This window comes from Pseudomonas tolaasii NCPPB 2192, assembly GCF_002813445.1.
In the GTDB taxonomy this organism is placed as follows: Bacteria; Pseudomonadota; Gammaproteobacteria; order Pseudomonadales; family Pseudomonadaceae; genus Aquipseudomonas; species Aquipseudomonas tolaasii.
Window position 1 is genome coordinate 308,277 of sequence record NZ_PHHD01000001.1, and the last position, 15,850, is coordinate 324,126.

21 protein-coding genes are annotated in these 15,850 nt (G+C 61.6%); 11 read left to right on the forward strand and 10 right to left on the reverse strand.

Going from position 1 to position 15,850, the window contains the following annotated elements:
- Positions 1-407: 407 nt before the first annotated feature.
- From ATI14_RS01505 to ATI14_RS01525, 5 genes are all read right to left on the reverse strand, one after another.
- Complete coding sequence (locus ATI14_RS01505; protein ID WP_016971072.1) at positions 408-1,319, reverse strand: SDR family oxidoreductase; 912 nt, start codon at positions 1,317-1,319, stop codon at positions 408-410.
- 189 nt (positions 1,320-1,508) lie between these two features.
- Complete coding sequence (locus ATI14_RS01510) at positions 1,509-2,414, reverse strand: alpha/beta fold hydrolase (RefSeq protein ID WP_016971071.1); 906 nt, start codon at positions 2,412-2,414, stop codon at positions 1,509-1,511.
- Positions 2,414-3,196, reverse strand: coding sequence for a class II aldolase/adducin family protein (locus ATI14_RS01515; protein WP_016971070.1), 783 nt, complete (start codon positions 3,194-3,196; stop codon positions 2,414-2,416). The genes ATI14_RS01510 and ATI14_RS01515 overlap by 1 nt, the downstream gene beginning before the upstream one ends.
- 140 nt (positions 3,197-3,336) lie before the next feature.
- On the reverse strand, positions 3,337-4,023 hold the full coding sequence (locus ATI14_RS01520; protein WP_016971069.1) for an LrgB family protein: 687 nt from the start codon (positions 4,021-4,023) through the stop codon (positions 3,337-3,339).
- On the reverse strand, positions 4,013-4,384 hold the full coding sequence (locus ATI14_RS01525; RefSeq protein WP_016971068.1) for a CidA/LrgA family protein: 372 nt from the start codon (positions 4,382-4,384) through the stop codon (positions 4,013-4,015). Before ATI14_RS01525 ends, ATI14_RS01520 begins: the two co-directional genes overlap by 11 nt.
- Positions 4,385-4,482: 98 nt before the next feature.
- On the opposite strand from ATI14_RS01525, the gene ATI14_RS01530 reads away from it, so the two are divergent.
- On the forward strand, positions 4,483-5,379 hold the full coding sequence (locus tag ATI14_RS01530; protein WP_016971067.1) for a LysR family transcriptional regulator: 897 nt from the start codon (positions 4,483-4,485) through the stop codon (positions 5,377-5,379).
- On the opposite strand, the gene ATI14_RS01535 is transcribed toward ATI14_RS01530, so the two are convergent.
- A complete protein-coding gene (locus ATI14_RS01535; RefSeq protein ID WP_016971066.1) occupies positions 5,360-5,815 on the reverse strand; it encodes a flavodoxin in 456 nt (151 codons plus the stop codon). The two genes, ATI14_RS01530 and ATI14_RS01535, sit on opposite strands and share 20 nt — an antisense overlap.
- Before the next feature lie 130 nt (positions 5,816-5,945).
- Between ATI14_RS01535 and ATI14_RS01540 the strand changes: the two genes are divergently transcribed.
- On the forward strand, positions 5,946-6,413 hold the full coding sequence (locus ATI14_RS01540; RefSeq protein ID WP_016971065.1) for a PAS domain-containing protein: 468 nt from the start codon (positions 5,946-5,948) through the stop codon (positions 6,411-6,413).
- A 58-nt stretch (positions 6,414-6,471) separates the two neighbouring features.
- A complete protein-coding gene (locus ATI14_RS01545) occupies positions 6,472-7,077 on the forward strand; it encodes a hypothetical protein (RefSeq protein ID WP_016971064.1) in 606 nt (201 codons plus the stop codon).
- 2 nt (positions 7,078-7,079) lie between these two features.
- Here ATI14_RS01545 and ATI14_RS01550 read toward each other — a convergent pair whose 3' ends face one another.
- Positions 7,080-8,036, reverse strand: a complete 957-nt coding sequence (locus ATI14_RS01550; protein ID WP_016971063.1) for a MerR family transcriptional regulator — start codon at positions 8,034-8,036, stop codon at positions 7,080-7,082.
- 215 nt (positions 8,037-8,251) lie between these two features.
- Here ATI14_RS01550 and ATI14_RS01555 point away from each other — a divergent pair, with 215 nt between their 5' ends.
- Genes ATI14_RS01555 through ATI14_RS01580 form a run of 6 tightly spaced genes read left to right on the forward strand, consistent with a single transcriptional unit; the run spans position 8,252 to position 11,187 of the window.
- Positions 8,252-8,812: a putative antibiotic biosynthesis monooxygenase gene (locus tag ATI14_RS01555; RefSeq protein WP_080519982.1), complete on the forward strand. Its 561-nt coding sequence runs from the start codon at positions 8,252-8,254 to the stop codon at positions 8,810-8,812.
- Between the two features lie 57 nt (positions 8,813-8,869).
- Positions 8,870-9,580 (forward strand): dihydromonapterin reductase, encoded by a 711-nt coding sequence (gene folM, locus ATI14_RS01560; protein ID WP_016971061.1) that lies wholly within the window; start codon positions 8,870-8,872, stop codon positions 9,578-9,580.
- A 20-nt stretch (positions 9,581-9,600) separates the two neighbouring features.
- Entirely contained in the window at positions 9,601-10,161 is a 561-nt protein-coding gene (gene folE / locus ATI14_RS01565; protein WP_016971060.1) for a GTP cyclohydrolase I FolE, read from the forward strand.
- 2 nt (positions 10,162-10,163) lie between these two features.
- A complete protein-coding gene (gene folX / locus ATI14_RS01570) occupies positions 10,164-10,535 on the forward strand; it encodes a dihydroneopterin triphosphate 2'-epimerase (protein ID WP_003194073.1) in 372 nt (123 codons plus the stop codon).
- A 24-nt stretch (positions 10,536-10,559) separates the two neighbouring features.
- Complete coding sequence (locus ATI14_RS01575) at positions 10,560-10,856, forward strand: DUF1244 domain-containing protein (RefSeq protein WP_016971058.1); 297 nt, start codon at positions 10,560-10,562, stop codon at positions 10,854-10,856.
- Positions 10,849-11,187 (forward strand): HopJ type III effector protein, encoded by a 339-nt coding sequence (locus tag ATI14_RS01580; RefSeq protein WP_016971057.1) that lies wholly within the window; start codon positions 10,849-10,851, stop codon positions 11,185-11,187. The genes ATI14_RS01575 and ATI14_RS01580 overlap by 8 nt, the downstream gene beginning before the upstream one ends.
- Positions 11,188-11,342: 155 nt before the next feature.
- Here the strand turns inward: ATI14_RS01580 and trxB are convergent, their stop codons facing one another.
- On the reverse strand, positions 11,343-12,305 hold the full coding sequence (gene trxB / locus ATI14_RS01585) for a thioredoxin-disulfide reductase (RefSeq protein WP_003194076.1): 963 nt from the start codon (positions 12,303-12,305) through the stop codon (positions 11,343-11,345).
- Between the two features lie 127 nt (positions 12,306-12,432).
- Complete coding sequence (locus ATI14_RS31345) at positions 12,433-12,588, reverse strand: hypothetical protein (RefSeq protein ID WP_016971056.1); 156 nt, start codon at positions 12,586-12,588, stop codon at positions 12,433-12,435.
- Between ATI14_RS31345 and cysZ the strand changes: the two genes are divergently transcribed.
- Together cysZ and ATI14_RS01600 are read left to right on the forward strand one after the other, a co-directional pair.
- On the forward strand, positions 12,587-13,354 hold the full coding sequence (gene cysZ / locus ATI14_RS01595; protein WP_016971055.1) for a sulfate transporter CysZ: 768 nt from the start codon (positions 12,587-12,589) through the stop codon (positions 13,352-13,354). The genes ATI14_RS31345 and cysZ overlap by 2 nt on opposite strands.
- Positions 13,355-13,408: 54 nt before the next feature.
- Complete coding sequence (locus ATI14_RS01600) at positions 13,409-14,587, forward strand: glycosyltransferase family 4 protein (RefSeq protein ID WP_016971054.1); 1,179 nt, start codon at positions 13,409-13,411, stop codon at positions 14,585-14,587.
- A 111-nt stretch (positions 14,588-14,698) separates the two neighbouring features.
- On the opposite strand, the gene ATI14_RS01605 is transcribed toward ATI14_RS01600, so the two are convergent.
- Positions 14,699-15,802 carry an NADH:flavin oxidoreductase gene (locus tag ATI14_RS01605; protein ID WP_016971053.1) on the reverse strand — a complete coding sequence of 368 codons (1,104 nt, stop codon included), beginning with the start codon at positions 15,800-15,802 and terminating at the stop codon, positions 14,699-14,701.
- Positions 15,803-15,850: the final 48 nt, after the last annotated feature.

A 15,850-nucleotide genomic window follows, 5' to 3' on the forward strand; every position in this document is an offset into this window, starting at 1 on the left:
GGAATGCCGCCCGTGACGCTCTGCGTCACCCTTTCACAGACCTGGGACGTTATGTGGCCACGGACGCGGAGCGTCCGAAGAGGCATTCCCACGCGGAGCATGGGAACGATCATTACGTTTTGTGTAACAGTCCTTGTCCTGAATGGCTATTACTCATTTTGTTACAACCGTCTATTCTTGACGCACTTTCAGGGCAAATGGCCCGCTTGCTCCATCGCAGGAAAAGTCCGATTCCAATGGATTGATCCAATGTTTCAATCTATTACCGCTGTTCACTGACGTTGATTTGTCGCTCCTTGATCCAACGTCTTACTTCGGCCGCTGCCTTTGCAGCGGCCTTTTTTATGCGCGCAATAAAACGGGGCGCCACTGGCGCCCCGCGATATTCAGTGAAGTTCAAGCAACGATCAGAGGCTGAACTTCTGCAAGTTGGCCATCATCTCCTTCAAGGCCTCGATATTGTCCCTGGGGTGCGCGGCGCCTTCAAAGTCGCAGATCTGCGCCCAGTGCGCGGCCACGTCGTCCGGTGAAAAACCGGCTTCGGGGTCGAAACCCACACCGAGGCTGCGCTCCCAACGGGTCTTGCCGATCCAACCGCCGCCCACTTCAAACAACCCCGAGGTTTCCTGGCAGGCTTCGCTGCCCAGGTACACCACCAGCGGGCTGACCAGCTCCGGCTTGAGGCGCTCAAACACCTGCGGCGGGATCAAGCCCTCGGTCATGCGCGTGCCGCCGGTGGGGGCGATGGCATTCACCAGAATGTTGTTCTTGCGTCCTTCCAGCGCCAGGGTGCGGGTCAAACCATACAGCCCGAGCTTGGCCATGCCGTAGTTGGACTGGCCGAAATTGCCGTAGATGCCCGAAGTGGACGCGGTGAAGATCACCCGGCCATAACCCTGCTCGCGCAAATGCGGCCACGCAGCGCGGGTGACTTTGTAGGCACCTTCGACATGCACCTGGTAAACCAGGTCCCAGTCGCTGTCGTCCATTTTGTGGAACGTCTTGTCGCGCAGAATGCCGGCATTGTTGACCACCACATCGACTCGTCCGAACGCGTCGAGGGCGTTTTGCACAATTTTGTCGCCGCTGGTCACGGAGTCGTGGTTGGCTTCGGCAATGCCGCCCGCCTCGCGGATCTCGGCCACCACGCGGTCGGCAGCGGAGGCATTGGCGCCCTCGCCCTGGGTCGAGCCGCCCAGGTCGTTGACCAGCACTTTGGCGCCGTGTCTGGCGAACAGCAGCGCATGCGCCCGGCCCAATCCACCGCCGGCACCGGTGACGATCACGACCTTATCCTGGAACTGCACTGACTCACTCATACCGAACTCCGCTGGCAACAATGGGAATGGGTTGAGTGTCAGGCACACAGCTCCGGGTCACAATAAAGTCGGCCGGGGCTGAATAGTGCTCGATAAGGCAGAGGGATGATGTGACAAGGGCCGGGCCCATGTGGGAGCTGGCTTGCCTGCGATGCAAGCAACGCGGTCTTTGCGGATACCGCGGCGAGGCTATCGCTGGCAAGCCAGTTCCCATACGGGCCCGGCGATCCGTTCGCGAAACGCCAGGTAATGCTTGAGCACCAGCACCGGCGCCTCGATCTGTGGGTAATGGCCGATGTTAGCCAGCAGCACCGTGTCGGCGTGGGGCACCAGTTGGTGATAACGCTCCACCATGTGCGCGCCGGAAATCGGGTCGACTTCGCCGTCGATCACCCGCAAGGGCACGTCATCACGCTGCATCGCGGCCACCCAACGTTCGCGCAGGCGCCGGCGCTGGGGGATGTAGGCGATGAGTTTATGCAGGATCCGTGTGCCGTCATTGCAATTGATCAGGCTCCAGAAGTCATCCAGCGCGCTTTCGCTGGGGCGGGTGTTCGGCCCGAAAATCTGACTGAAACTGTTGGACAGCGCGTTGCGCCCGAAGGCCCGCCCGATCATCCAGCCCAGCGGGCTAAGCAGGAGTTTTTGCACCAGTGCCGGGCGATGGGTTTCCGGAAACAGGCCGCCATTGAGGAACACGCAACTGGCGACGTTGAGGTGCCCTTCGTAATGACGGGCCAGCAATTCCTGGGCAACGCTGTCGCCATAATCATGGGCGAGGAGGTGCACCGGTTGCTCAACACGCAGGTGGTCGAGCAACGCCTGCTGCAAATCGGCCTGTTCCAGCAGGCAATAGTCGTGGTCCACCGGTTTGTCCGACTCGCCAAACCCGAGCATGTCGCAGGCGATCACCAGGTTGCGCTGGGCCAGGGGTTGCCACAGGTAATGCCAGTCCCAGCTGGCCGTGGGGAAACCATGGATCAACAGCAACGGCTCGCCCTGCCCGGCCACCCAGTAGCGGATGCTGCGGCCACGAAAGACGAACACCTGACTGCGTTTACGCCAGGCTCTGAGCGGGATCTCGGCGAGTGGCATCAGCTTTTATACCCGGGGTCTTGGCTGTCGAGTTTACGCAGCAGCGCCGGCCAGGCCAGCGCGCCTCCCATACCTTGAGCGCTCTTTGTGACAGCTGCCACCATCGCCTTCGCCCCGGCGAGAATCTGCGGCCCGATGGCAATCAGCTCGGCCCCGCCGTTTTGCGCCAGCACCTGAATTTCGCAGGCACGCTGGAAGGTGAACATCATCAGGAAGGTGTCGGCAATGGTACTGCCACAGGTGAGCAAACCGTGGTTGTGCAGCATCAGAAAGCTGTTTTCACCCAGGTCGGCCTGCAACCGCGCCTTCTCTTCGTGGTTCAGCGCCACACCTTCGTAAGCGTGATAGGCCAGGCTCGACAGCACGAAAATCGATTGCTGGCTGATAGGCAGCACACCTTGCTTCTGCGCGGCTACCGCCACACCGGCGGCGGTGTGGGTGTGCAACACGCAGGTGACGTCGTGGCGCACTTCATGGATGGCGCTGTGGATGGTGTAGCCGGCGGGGTTGATCTCGTAGGGGCTGTCCATCAGCTTGTTGCCGGCCTGGTCGACCTTGACCAGGCTCGACGCCGTGATTTCGTGAAACATCAGCCCGTAGGGGTTGATCAGAAAATCTTCGGTGCCCGGCACTTTGGCCGAGATGTGGGTGAAGATCAGGTCGTCCCAGCCGTGCAGCGCCACGAGGCGATAGCAAGCGGCGAGGTCGACACGGGCTTGCCACTCGGCAGCGCTGACCTGGTCTTTGACACTCTGTGACGATTGAACAGGGGCTAGGCTCACGACAATGACCTCCTTGGTGCACGTTCTTATTGTTTTTTTGAGTGAAGGGCCAGTCTAGTCAGACCGCGTGGCCCAAGGAGTCGCCTTGGCAGCCAGCTTGATGACTGAGCGAGTCAGAGAGAAGAATAGACCCGCTCGCGTCAGAGAAGCGCCGCCAATAAAGGCACGGCGAACAGGTTGAGCAAGCCCGTCAACACCATCACCAGGCCCGCCACCGAGCCCTCTTCACCGCCCACTTCCCGTGCGCGGCTGACCCCCGCGCCGTGTGCGCCCACACCAAACAGGGCGCCGCGCGCCAGAGGTGTGCGCAGCGGCAGCCACTTGAGCAACACGCCACCGAGCATGGCGCCGAACACGCCGGTGAACATCACAAATACCGCGGTAAGCTCCGGTACGCCGCCGAGGTCGGAGGACACCGGCATGGCGAACGGCGTGGTAATTGAGCGCGGCACCAACGACATCGTCACCGAACTGTCCAGCGCCAGCGCCTTGGCCAGCCCGAACGAGGTGGCGATGGACGCCGCGCTGCCCGCCACCATGCCCAGCAACAATGCCGACCAATGGCGCGCCAGCAACCGCCGCTGTTGCCAGATCGGCACCGCGAAGGCCACAGTCACCGGGCCCAGCACCAGCATCAGCCAATGGGTGTCGGCGGAATATTCGGCGTAGGCGGTTTTCATCGGCACGGCGACCGCCAGCAGCAGCGCGGGCACCAGAATCAGCGGGGACAGCACATAACGCCCGGTGCGCCGGTAAATCCAGCGGCTGAAAGCGTAGGCGCCCAGCGTCAGGGCGAGCCAGAACACCGGCATCAGCTCAAGCTTCACGGCGCAGCCTCCAGCGGCAGACCATTTCCACGGTAAACGCGGTCACCAGCATCACCGACAAGGTACTGAAGCCGATCACCAACAGGATGCGCCAGCCGTCATTGCGCAGCAGGCCACCGTAGTCGAGCAGGCTCATCAGCGCCGGGATAAAAAACAGCAGCATCTCGGCCATCAACACGCCCGCGCCCAACTCCAGCGCGGCGGGCTTGACCAACCCGCTGGCGAAGGTGGCCAACAACAGGCCCAGCCCCACCACGCCGCCAGGAATCGGCCAGGCGAACCACACCGACAACTCGCAGCCCAGCAGGTAGATGGCGAGCAAAATGAGCAGTTCGGTCAGCAAACGGGTGAAACGTTTCATGGGCTTTGGGTCCTCGCAGACGCTCATTTTAAAGACGCCACTCCCATCCCCACAGCGAATTGTTAGACTGCCAGCTATTCCAAACTGGAATTGGGCCCATGGAATTCAAACAGCTGCGCAGTTTTGTCGAAGTCATTCATCGCGGTGGGTTTACTCAAGCGGGTAAAACCCTGCACATCAGCCAGTCCGCCGTCAGCAAACAAGTGGCGCAGCTGGAGCAAAGCCTCGGCACACCGTTGCTGGAGCGCACGGGCTCGCAGATCCGCCTGACCGCCGCCGGCGAAGTGGTGCTGCAACGCGCCGAAGCCATGTTGCGTTTGCAGTCGGAATTGCTCAGCGAGCTGGATGACATGCAGCAACTGACCCGTGGCGAACTGCGCCTGGGCCTGCCGTTGCTGGCGGGCGACACCTTGTTTGCCGGCCTGTACGCCGAATACCGCCGGCGCTACCCCAATGTGACCATCCAACTGCTGGAAGACGGCAGCCGCAACATCGAGCGAGCGATTTTGAACGGTGAACTGGATGTGGGCGGCAGCCTGATGCCCAGCGATCCGGCCTTCGCCTGGCAGGCCTTTTGCGATGAGCCTTTGGATGCGTTGCTGCCGATGGATCACCCGCTGGCGCAAAACGCCCAGGTGCGCCTGGAAGAACTGGCGGACACACCGTTCCTGATGTACCAGCGCAGCTTTGTACTCAATGATCGCCTGATGCAGGCCTGTCAGCAGTTGGGCTTCACGCCCAGGGAAATCGGGCGCAGCGGTCAAGCGGACTTTTTGGCCGCGCTGGTCGCCGCCGGCCAAGGCGTGGTGCTGCTGCCCAGCGTGGTCGCCCGCGGGCTGGTGCGACCTGGCCTGGTGCGCCTGACCCTCAAGGCACCCGACTACCTGCGCTGGGACATTGCCTTTATCTGGCGTGAAGGCGCTTATCTGTCGAAAGCCGCCCAGGCCTGGCTGGCGTTGCTGCGCGAGTTTCCGGTCAGCCGCGCAGTGCAGTGACCAGTTCGGCCAGCCACGGCTCGGCGTCGGCTTCCGGGGTAACGCTTTCGCTGGCGTCCAGGCGCAGCATCGGCAGCACTTCGCGCACGCCCAGCTCGCCGAACAATTCACGCATTTGCTCACCGCCGCCGCAGAAGGTGTCGCCGTAGCTCGCATCGCCCAGGCCGATCACGGCACCCGGCAGGCCGCGCCAGGCGGCGGGCAATTGGTCACGGATAGTCGAATACAGGGGTTGCAGGTTGTCGGGCAATTCGCCCATGCCGGTGGTCGAGGTCACCGCCAGAAACGCCTCGGGGGCAAAGGCCTGCACGTCGGCCAGGGTGGCGCGCGGGTTGTGCCAGGCCTCGAAACCGGCGGCGTTGAGGATACCGGCGGCGTGGCGGGCGACTTCTTCAGCCGTGCCGTAGACCGAGCCGGAAAGGATGGCGACTTTCATCAATCTGATCCTGTCGTTGAGCGAAAGCGTGGGATATTAGCAGCTGGGGTAAATATTTCAGCGTGATCGGCGCAACATTTACCCCATGCCATACACTCAAACCTCCTCCAAACAAGCCATGGACCGCTCGATGATCAACGCCAACCTCATGCAAATGGTGGTCAACGCCTCCAACGACGGGATCACCATCGCCGAACGGGAGGGCCGCGACAAGCCGCTGATTTACGCCAACCCCGCCTTTGAGCGCATGACCGGCTACCACCTGGACGACATCCTGTATCAGGATTGCCGCTTTCTGCAGTCCGGTGACCGCGACCAGCCGGGGCTGATGGCCATTCGCGAGGCCCTCGACAGCGGCGGTTCGTGCCGTGAAATCCTGCGCAACTACCGCAAGGACGGCACGCCGTTCTGGAATGAGCTGTCGATTTCCACGGTGTACAACGAGGCTGACCGGCAGACGTATTTCGTCGGTGTTCAGAAAGACGTCACCCCTCAGGTGAAGGCCCAGCAACGGGTTGCACAGCTGGAAGCCGAAGTCGCCGCCCTGAAAGACGAATTGGCGGCGCTCAAGGCGACGAGCGGAGTTAACAAACTGTAAAAAATGCCGCCTTTAGAGCGATAATGGCATTTCAATGTCTCACCCTTGAGCCAGATCAATGCACCGTGATGCTCTTTTGACGCAGGACGAACTGGATTTCATCCAGGACATGCAGCACAACCCGCAACTCAACGTGCGGGATGCATGGTCGAGCCTGACGGTCAACGGCGGAGCACAGATTCGCGATTTGCTCACGCGGCTCGCCGCTCACGAGAACGTTACCATCCAGGCGCAATTCGATAACCAGCAACTCACCTTTCCCCTGCAATTGGTGGAAGACGAGTTTCACGCGGTGCATCTGCGTCTGGGCGTGCCGAGCATTTTCGAGGACGGCCCGATGATTCGGCCATGGCGCCTGGCGCTGGAATCACCGGTGGCGCTGGAAAACGTACGCGGCAACCCGGCCGCGTTATGGGTGCATGAAGTGTCGTTCAAAGGTGTGCTGATCGAGATTCGTGGCCGGATCAAGGCGCCGAAAACCTTTTCGCTGTGGTTCAGCCCTTCCGGTTACGAGCGCATTGCCCTGCGCGGCACGCTGGAGCGCGAAACCGCCCGCGGCTTGTTCGCCTACCGCCTGAACCAGAGCGATGCGGATGAAATCGAGCGCCTGCGCCAGTTCATTCTGCACCAGCATCGGCTGGTTCACCCCCACGTTCACGCCTGAAGTCAGGTATCCAGCTGCCCGCTCAGGTATTGCTGCAAGCGGCGCTGCATCCAGCGGGCGTCGTTGCCCAGGCAACCGACGGGCGAACCTGTAAGGTTGGGTTCGGCCAGATCCGACGCATCACCGGCCAGCAGCAACGGGCAGTCGAGCGTCAGTGCCAGCCGATTGAGTTTTGATGGCAGCTCGCTGCCAGGCGCGCGATTGGAAAACAGTACGAGGGCGTGCGGCCGGGTCTTTTCACAGACCAGTGTCAATTCATCGAACGGTTGCCCCATCCCCAATACCTTTACCGCCAGTTTTTCGCTGGACATCAACAGGCCCGCCACCAGCAGTTCCAGCTCCCGGCACTCGCCGGCAATCGCCGACAGCAATACGCGGGGCGCGGCACACGCACAGATCATTTGCAGGCGCTGGGCCGTGCGGCCGCGCAGGAAATTATCGAAGAACAGCCACTCGCTGGCCTGGCCAAAGCTGCCATGGTGACGCAACAACTGCTGCCACAGCGGCATGAGGATGTCTTGAAATACCACGGCCGTTGAATAGGTGGCGAGAATCTGGCCGTACAAGCGGTCCAGCTGGCGGTCATCAAAGGCGCCGACGGCCTGGCGCAACTGCGCTTGCCACTGGTGCCATTCCAGTTCGGTATCGACTCGAGAGGTCGCGGCCGGCGTGCTGCGCAGCTCATCGCGCGCGAGGATCTTGCCCACTTTGCTGACCGCCACGCCCCGCTCGATCCAGTCGAGAATGCGGTGCACGGTGTCGATATCGGTGCCCGAATACAATCGGTGCCCGCTTTCGGTGCGCGTGGGCTGAATCAAACCGTAGCGACGCTCCCAGGCACGCAAGGTGACCGGGTTGACGCCCGTCAGACGTGCCACTTCGCGAATCGGAAACAGCGCTTCGGAATCAGCGTGACTGTCGGTTGCGGCCCTACGCTGAGGAGCAATGATTTCAGGCATTGGAGGTAGGAAATATCTGCTTGAACTTGGATCCCATTTAACGCCGATTGGGTTAACCGATACAAGGGCTGCGGCGATCCGTCCGAAGTCTCTGGCGTATTCAGCCAAAACAGGAATAATCCTTGCCTGTTTTTGCCACGTCGCTGCACCACCCCGCAGCTTCGTTCGTGCGCCACCTACCCGGTTCTGCGCACCCGTTTATTTGGAGATACACAATGTCTACCTCTCCCGTCACCTTGATGGTTGCGCGCCGCGTGGCCAAAGGGCGCTACGAAGAACTGATGGCCTGGCTGCGCGAAGGCGAGCAATTGGCCACCGACTTCCCCGGTTACCTGGGTTCCGGCGTGCTGGCACCGCCGCCCCATGACGATGAATTCCAGATCATCTTCCGTTTCGCCGATGAAAAAACCCTGCATGCCTGGGAGTTTTCCGCCTCGCGCAGTGCGTGGCTGAGCCGTGGCAGCGAGTTGTTTGCCGACCCGTCCGAACATCGCGTGAGTGGCATCGACGGCTGGTTTGGCGCCGTGGGCGCAAGGCCGCCGCGCTGGAAACAGGCGGTGGCGATCTGGCTGGCGTTTTTCCCGGTGTCGCTGCTGTTCAATTTCGGCCTGGGCCCGCTGCTGGGCGAACTGGACCTGTTCACCCGCGTGCTGGTCAGCACCCTGGCAGTCACGCCGCTGATGGTTTATTTCTTCATCCCGCTGTCGACCCACCTGCTGGCGAGCTGGCTGCATCCCGCGCCGCCACGCGCCAAGGCCACCGAAGCCGCCGCTTGAGTACAGGGGTGGCCGGTCGCTGGTATAGTTTCCACCTGCCAGCGACTTGAGCCTCCCATGACAGCAACAGACGCCCCGATCCTGATCACCGGTGCCGGCCAGCGCGTCGGCCTGCATTGCGCCGAGCGCTTGCTGGACGAAGGCCAGCCGGTGATTTTCAGCTACCGCAGCGAACGCCCGGGCGTCGACGCCTTGCGCAAGCGTGGCGCGGTCGGCGTGTTTGCCGACTTCTCCAGCGAGGCGGGGATTCTCGCCTTCATCACCGAACTGCACACCCACACCGACAGCCTGCGTGCGATCATCCACAACGCTTCGGCCTGGGTCGCAGAAACGCCCGGCGACGAAAGCCGCGCATTCGGCGACATGTTCAGCGTGCACATGCTTGCGCCGTACTTGATCAACCTGCATTGTTCAGCCTTGCTGCGACGCTCGACACCGGCCGACATCGTGCACATCAGCGACGACGTGGTGCGCAAGGGCAGCCGCCAGCACATCGCCTATTGCGCCACCAAGGCCGGGCTCGACAGCCTCACCTTGTCGTTTGCCGCCCAGTTCGCGCCGTTGATCAAGGTCAACGGCATCGCCCCGGCGATGGTGATGTTCAACGACGGCGACGACGCGACCTACCGCGCCAAGGTGCTGGCCAAGGCGGCGCTGGGCATTGAGCCCGGGCCCGAGGTGATCTACCAGAGCGTGCGTTACCTGCTGGACAACCCCTATGTCACCGGTACCACCCTGACCGTCAACGGCGGGCGGCATATCAAGTAAGCCGTTTGTGAGGATGTTGTATGACCTTGTCCCTGCCACAACACTACCGCGAAATTCTCAAGAGCCTGGGCGAAGACCCGGAGCGCGAAGGCTTGCTCGACACGCCCAAGCGCGCCGCCAAGGCCATGCAATACCTGTGTCACGGCTACGAGCAAGACCTGGACACCATCGTCAACGGCGCGCTGTTCGCCTCTGACAATGACGAGATGGTGATCCTCAAGGACATCGAGTTGTACTCGTTGTGCGAGCATCATTTGTTGCCGTTTATCGGCAAGGCCCACGTGGCCTACATTCCGACCGGCAAGGTACTGGGCCTGTCGAAGCTGGCGCGCATTGTGGATATGTACGCGCGGCGCCTGCAGATACAGGAAAACCTCACGCGGCAAATTGCCGACGCCATCCAGCAGGTGACCCAGGCGGCCGGCGTGGCCGTGGTGATCGAAGCCCAGCACATGTGCATGATGATGCGCGGCGTGGAAAAACAGAATTCAACCATGAACACCTCGGTGATGCTCGGCGCGTTCCGCGAGTCGAACACCACGCGCATGGAGTTCCTGCAACTGATCGGACGGAGCAAGTAGCAATGCCACAACTTCAACCAGGCATGGCGCGCATCCGGGTCAAGGACCTGTGCCTGCGCACTTTTATCGGCATCAACGAGGACGAGATCCTCAACAAGCAGGACGTGCTGATCAACCTGACCATCCTGTATGCCGCCCAGGAAGCCGTGCGCGACAATGACATCGACCACGCGCTGAACTACCGCACCATCACCAAGGCGATCATCGCCCACGTCGAAGGCAACCGCTTTGCCTTGCTGGAGCGCCTGACCCAGGAATTGCTGGACCTGGTGATGAGCAATGAGTCGGTGCTGTACGCCGAAGTCGAAGTGGACAAACCCCACGCGCTGCGGTTTGCCGAGTCGGTTTCGATTACCCTGGCGGCCAGCCGCTAACCCTCCGGATTTTCAGTGAGCCTTATGAACGATCAACAACGCCTCGAACTCGAAGCCGCCGCCTTCCGCCGGCTGGTGGCGCACCTGGACAGCCGCAAGGATGTGCAGAACATTGACCTGATGAACCTCTCGGGCTTCTGCCGCAACTGCTTGTCCAAGTGGTACAAGGCCGAGGCCGACGAGCGCCACATCGAGCTGAGCCTCGATGACGCCCGCGAAGTGGTGTACGGCATGCCGTACGCCGAGTGGAAAGCCCAATACCAGAAAGAAGCCAGCGCCGATCAACAAGCGGCGTTCGCCAAAGGAAAACCCCATGACTGATTTGAACACCCTGCGTGCCAGCCTCAACAGCGGCGAACATGTTTTTGCCGACACCCTGGCGTTTGTTGCCGCCGGTTACGACTACCAGCCCCAAGCCTTTACCAACGGCGACGTGGAAAATGCCGCCGGCCAGAACGAAGGCTCGTGCAAGACCCTGGGCCTGGCGCTGCTGGAAGGCCTGAGCGACCAGGAAGCGCTGCTGGCGTTTGGCGAGCATTACCGTTCAGTGGTGGCGACGCCTGAGGGCAGCGATCACGGTAATATTCGTGCGTTGATTGCCCATGGTTTGGCCGGTGTGAAGTTCAGCGCACAGCCCCTGACCCGCCGCTGATTCGACCTCTGTGGGAGCTGGCTTGCCTGCGATGGCGGTGGTGACTGATACACCGCTATCGCAGGCAAGCCAGCTCCCACATTTGATTTGTGTTGTTGATCAAATTGCGGGCATAAAAAAACCGGCCTCTCAGCCGGTTTTTTTGTTTCTACGGTTTAGAACGAAGCGTCCTTCAACCCGTCGAGGTAACGCTCGGCATCCAGGGCCGCCATGCAACCGGCGCCGGCCGAGGTGATGGCCTGGCGGTACACGTGGTCAGCCACGTCACCGGCGGCGAAGATGCCTTCGATGTTGGTGGCGGTGGCGTTGCCTTCACGGCCTCCCTGCACCACCAGGTAGCCGTCTTTGGCTTCCAGCACGCCCTCGAACAGCGAGGTGTTCGGGGTGTGGCCGATGGCGATGAACACGCCATCGACTTTCAGCTCGTCGAAGCTGCCGTCGTTGTTTTTCAGGCGGGCACCGGTCACGCCCATGTTGTCGCCCAGGACTTCGTCCAGGGTGGCGTTGAGCTTGAGGATGATTTTGCCTTCAGCGACACGGGCGTGCAGCTTGTCGATCAGGATCTTCTCGGCGCGGAAGGTCTCGCGGCGGTGAACCAGGGTCACGGTGCTGGCGATGTTGGCCAGGTACAGCGCCTCTTCCACGGCCGTGTTACCGCCACCGACCACAGCCACCGGCTTGTTGCGGTAGAAGAAACCGTCGCAGGTCGCGCAGGCCGAAACGCCTTTGCCCATGAACGCTTCTTCCGATGGCAGGCCCAGGTAACGGGCGCTGGCGCCGGTGGCGATGATCAGCGCGTCACAGGTGTAGACGCCGCTGTCGCCGGTCAGGCTGTAAGGCTTTTTCGAGAAGTCGACTTTGTTGATGTGGTCGAAAACGATCTCGGTCTCAAAGCGCTCGGCGTGTTCTTTCATGCGTTCCATCAGCACCGGACCGGTCAGGCCGTGAACGTCGCCCGGCCAGTTGTCGACTTCGGTGGTGGTGGTCAACTGACCGCCCGCCTGCATGCCGGTGATCAGCAGCGGCTTGAGGTTGGCCCGGGCAGCGTAGACGGCAGCGCTGTAACCGGCAGGGCCGGAACCGAGAATAATCACTCGCGAATGACGGGTATCAGACATGACTCACTCCTGTCGACCGCCCGGACCACAAGGCGGCTGGAATAAAAAAGGACTGCGAAGCACTTGGGGAAGGCTTGAACTCGCACGTCCTGAAAATAATGGGTGCAGCGTATAGAGGGGGGCAAGATTAAGGAAATACGGAATGACAATCCAGCTCATAGGCGATCTCTATGCAATTGAACCGGTTGATCGACACCTTTGTTACCGTTGATGTCGCAGCTTTCGCCGCTGGCACAAAGTCGGTAAGGTCGGCGCGTTCGTCATCCTGCTCGGAGTTCTCCATGCCCGCCCCTGCTCTTTCCGGCCCGCAATACCTGCGTGAAGGCCTCAAACTGGTGCTGAGCCCCGGCCTGCGGCTGTTTGTGCTGCTGCCGCTGGCGATCAACCTGGTGCTGTTCGTCGGTTTGATCTACTTCGCTGGCCATCAATTCAGCCTGTGGGTCGACCACTTGATGCCGACGCTGCCGAGCTGGCTGAGTTTCTTCAGCTATATCCTCTGGCCCTTGTTCGTGGTGCTGGTGGTGCTGATGGTGTTTTTCACCTTCACCATGCTGGCCAATATCATCGCGGCGCCGTTCAACGGCTTTCTTTCGGAGAAAGTCGAAGTGGTGGTGCGCGGCACCGATGACTTCCCGGCATTCAGCTGGGGCGAACTGGTGGCCATGGTCCCGCGCACCCTGGCGCGGGAAATGCGCAAGCTGGGTTACTTCCTGCCCCGGGCCATCGGCCTGTTTATCCTGTCGTTCATTCCGGTGGTCAACCTGGTTGCTGCGCCGCTGTGGCTGCTGTTCGGCGTGTGGATGATGGCGATCCAGTACATCGACTACCCGGCCGACAACCACAAGCTGGGCTGGAACGAAATGCTCGCCTGGCTGCGCCAGAAACGCTGGCAGAGCATGAGCTTCGGCGGGATTGTATACCTGGTGTTGCTGGTGCCAGTGGTCAACCTGCTGATGATGCCGGCGGCAGTGGCCGGGGCAACCTTGTTCTGGGTGCGCGAACAAGGCGCCGAGGCGATGGCACAGCAACAAAAAGTGACCAAGTCATAAATCCATCATCCCGATGACACAATGACGACATGGCCCACGGTGACACTGTGGGTCATGACGACAGCCTCGCTTCACATCACCCTCATCACCGAAACCTTCCCGCCGGAGATCAACGGGGTGGCCAATACCCTTGGCCGCCTGTGTGACGGTTTGCGCGCGCGGGGCCATCAAGTCGAGCTGGTGCGCCCCCGCCAGGGCGCCGACCAGACCCGCCCCAGCGATGATGAATTGCTGCTGTGCCGCGGCTGGCCGCTGCCGGGTTACCCTGGGTTGCAATGGGGGCAGTCGTCGATGCACAAGCTGTTGCGCCGCTGGACCCGTCAGCGCCCGGACGTGCTGTACATCGCCACCGAAGGGCCGCTGGGGTTGTCTGCGTTGCGTGCGGCGCGGCGTCTGGGAATCAGTGTGGTCAGCGGGTTTCATACCAACTTCCAGCAATATTCGAATCAATATGGCTTGAGCCTGCTGAGCCGTGTGGTCACCCATTACCTGCGCTGGTTTCACAACCGTTCGACCCTGACCCTGGTGCCGAGCGCCAGCCAGCGCCTGGAGCTGGAGCGTCGCAGTTTCGAACGCCTGGGCATGCTGGCCCGCGGCGTGGACAGCCAATTGTTTCACCCGGCCAAGCGCGACAGCGCGCTGCGCACAAGCTGGGCGTTGAACGACGAGCAGACCGCCGTGCTGTATGTGGGCCGGCTGGCCCAGGAAAAAAACCTGGGGCTGCTCAAGCGTTGCTTCGAAACCCTGCAGGACACCTACCCGCTGCGCCAGATGAAACTGATCATCGTCGGCGACGGCCCGCAACGTGCCGTGCTGGAAAAGGAACTGCCGGAAGCGGTTTTCTGCGGCACTTTGCGCGGTGAGGAACTGGCGCGGCATTACGCCTCGGGGGATGTGTTCCTGTTCCCCAGCCTGACCGAAACCTTTGGCAACGTGGTGCTCGAAGCCATGGCGTCAGGGTTGGGTGTGGTGGCTTACGACCAGGCGGCCGCGACCCAGCATATTCGCCATGGCTACAACGGCGTGCTGGCGATGCCGGGGGATGAGGATGCGTTTTGCGATGCAGCCAATTGGTTGCTGGAAGACGCGGAAAGTTTGCGTCGCATGCGCCTGAACGCCCGCCAACACGCGAGTCGCCAGGGCTGGCCGGCGATTATCGAGCAGTTTGAACGGCAGTTGCGTGGGGTATGCGGCGAGCAGCCGGTGATTGCAGGGCAGTCGCGCTTGATCTGACGCAGGTGTTGGCCGTCAGATCGCCATCGCGGGCAAGCCCGGCGCCCACAGGGAAATGCGTTCCACTGTGGGAGCCGGGCTTGCCCGCGATGGCGTCAAACCTGTCTCTGCTTACACCAGGCTCGTCAACGCCTCACGACTGAACGGCAGAATGTCGCCTTCACGACCTTCGCGCACCTTCACGGCCCAATCCGGGTCCACCAGCAGCGCACGGCCCACGGCCACCAGGTCGAACTCGTCGTTGTTCAGGCGCTCCAGCAGTTTTTCCAGGCTCGCCGGTTGCGCCACCTTGTCGGTGTTGACCATGAACTGCAGGAACTCGCCATCGAGGCCGACGCTGCCCACGGTGATGGTCGGCTTGCCGGTGAGTTTGCGCGTCCAGCCGGCCAGGTTGAGGTCGGAGCCTTCGAATTCCGGCTCCCAGAAACGACGGGTGGAGCAATGGAAAATATCCACACCGGCGTCGGCCAACGGTTTGAGGAATTCCCCCAAGGCCTCCGGGGTTTGCACCAGGCGCGCGGTGTAGTCCTGCTGCTTCCACTGGGAGAAGCGCAGGATGATCGGAAAGTCCGGGCCGACGGCGGCGCGGGTGGCCTGGATCAGCTCAATGGCGAAACGCGAACGGTTGGCCAGGCTGCCGCCGTATTCGTCGGTGCGCTGGTTGCTGCCTTCCCAAAAGAACTGGTCGATCAGATAGCCGTGGGCGCCGTGGATCTCCACGCCGTCCATGCCGATGCTTTGTGCATCCTTGGCGGCCTGGGCGAAGGCGTTGATCACGTCCTTGATGTCCTGGGTGGTCATGCCGTGCACCACGACATTACCGTCCTTGAGCTTTTCCATCGGGCCATAGGCGGGAACACTGGCATCCGGCTCGGTGCCGATGCGGCGCACGCTGCCCACATGCCACAGTTGCGGAACGATCTTGCCGCCTTCGGCGTGTACCGCGTCGACCACTTTCTTCCAGCCCGCCAACGCGGCCTCGCCATAGAAATGCGGCACGTTCGGGTAGCCGTTGGACGCTGGATGACCGACCACCGTGCCTTCGGTGACGATCAGGCCCACGCCCGCAGCCGCACGGCGACGGTAGTACTCGATGACCTTGGAATTGGGCACGCCACCCGGGGAGAACGAGCGGGTCATCGGCGCCATGACCACGCGGGTGGACAGTTGCAGAGCGCCGAGCTGGAAAGGTTTGAACAAGGCTTGGACAGGCATGGAACACTCCACGGAAGGGGGGATTTATGATGTGGATAATATGGCGAG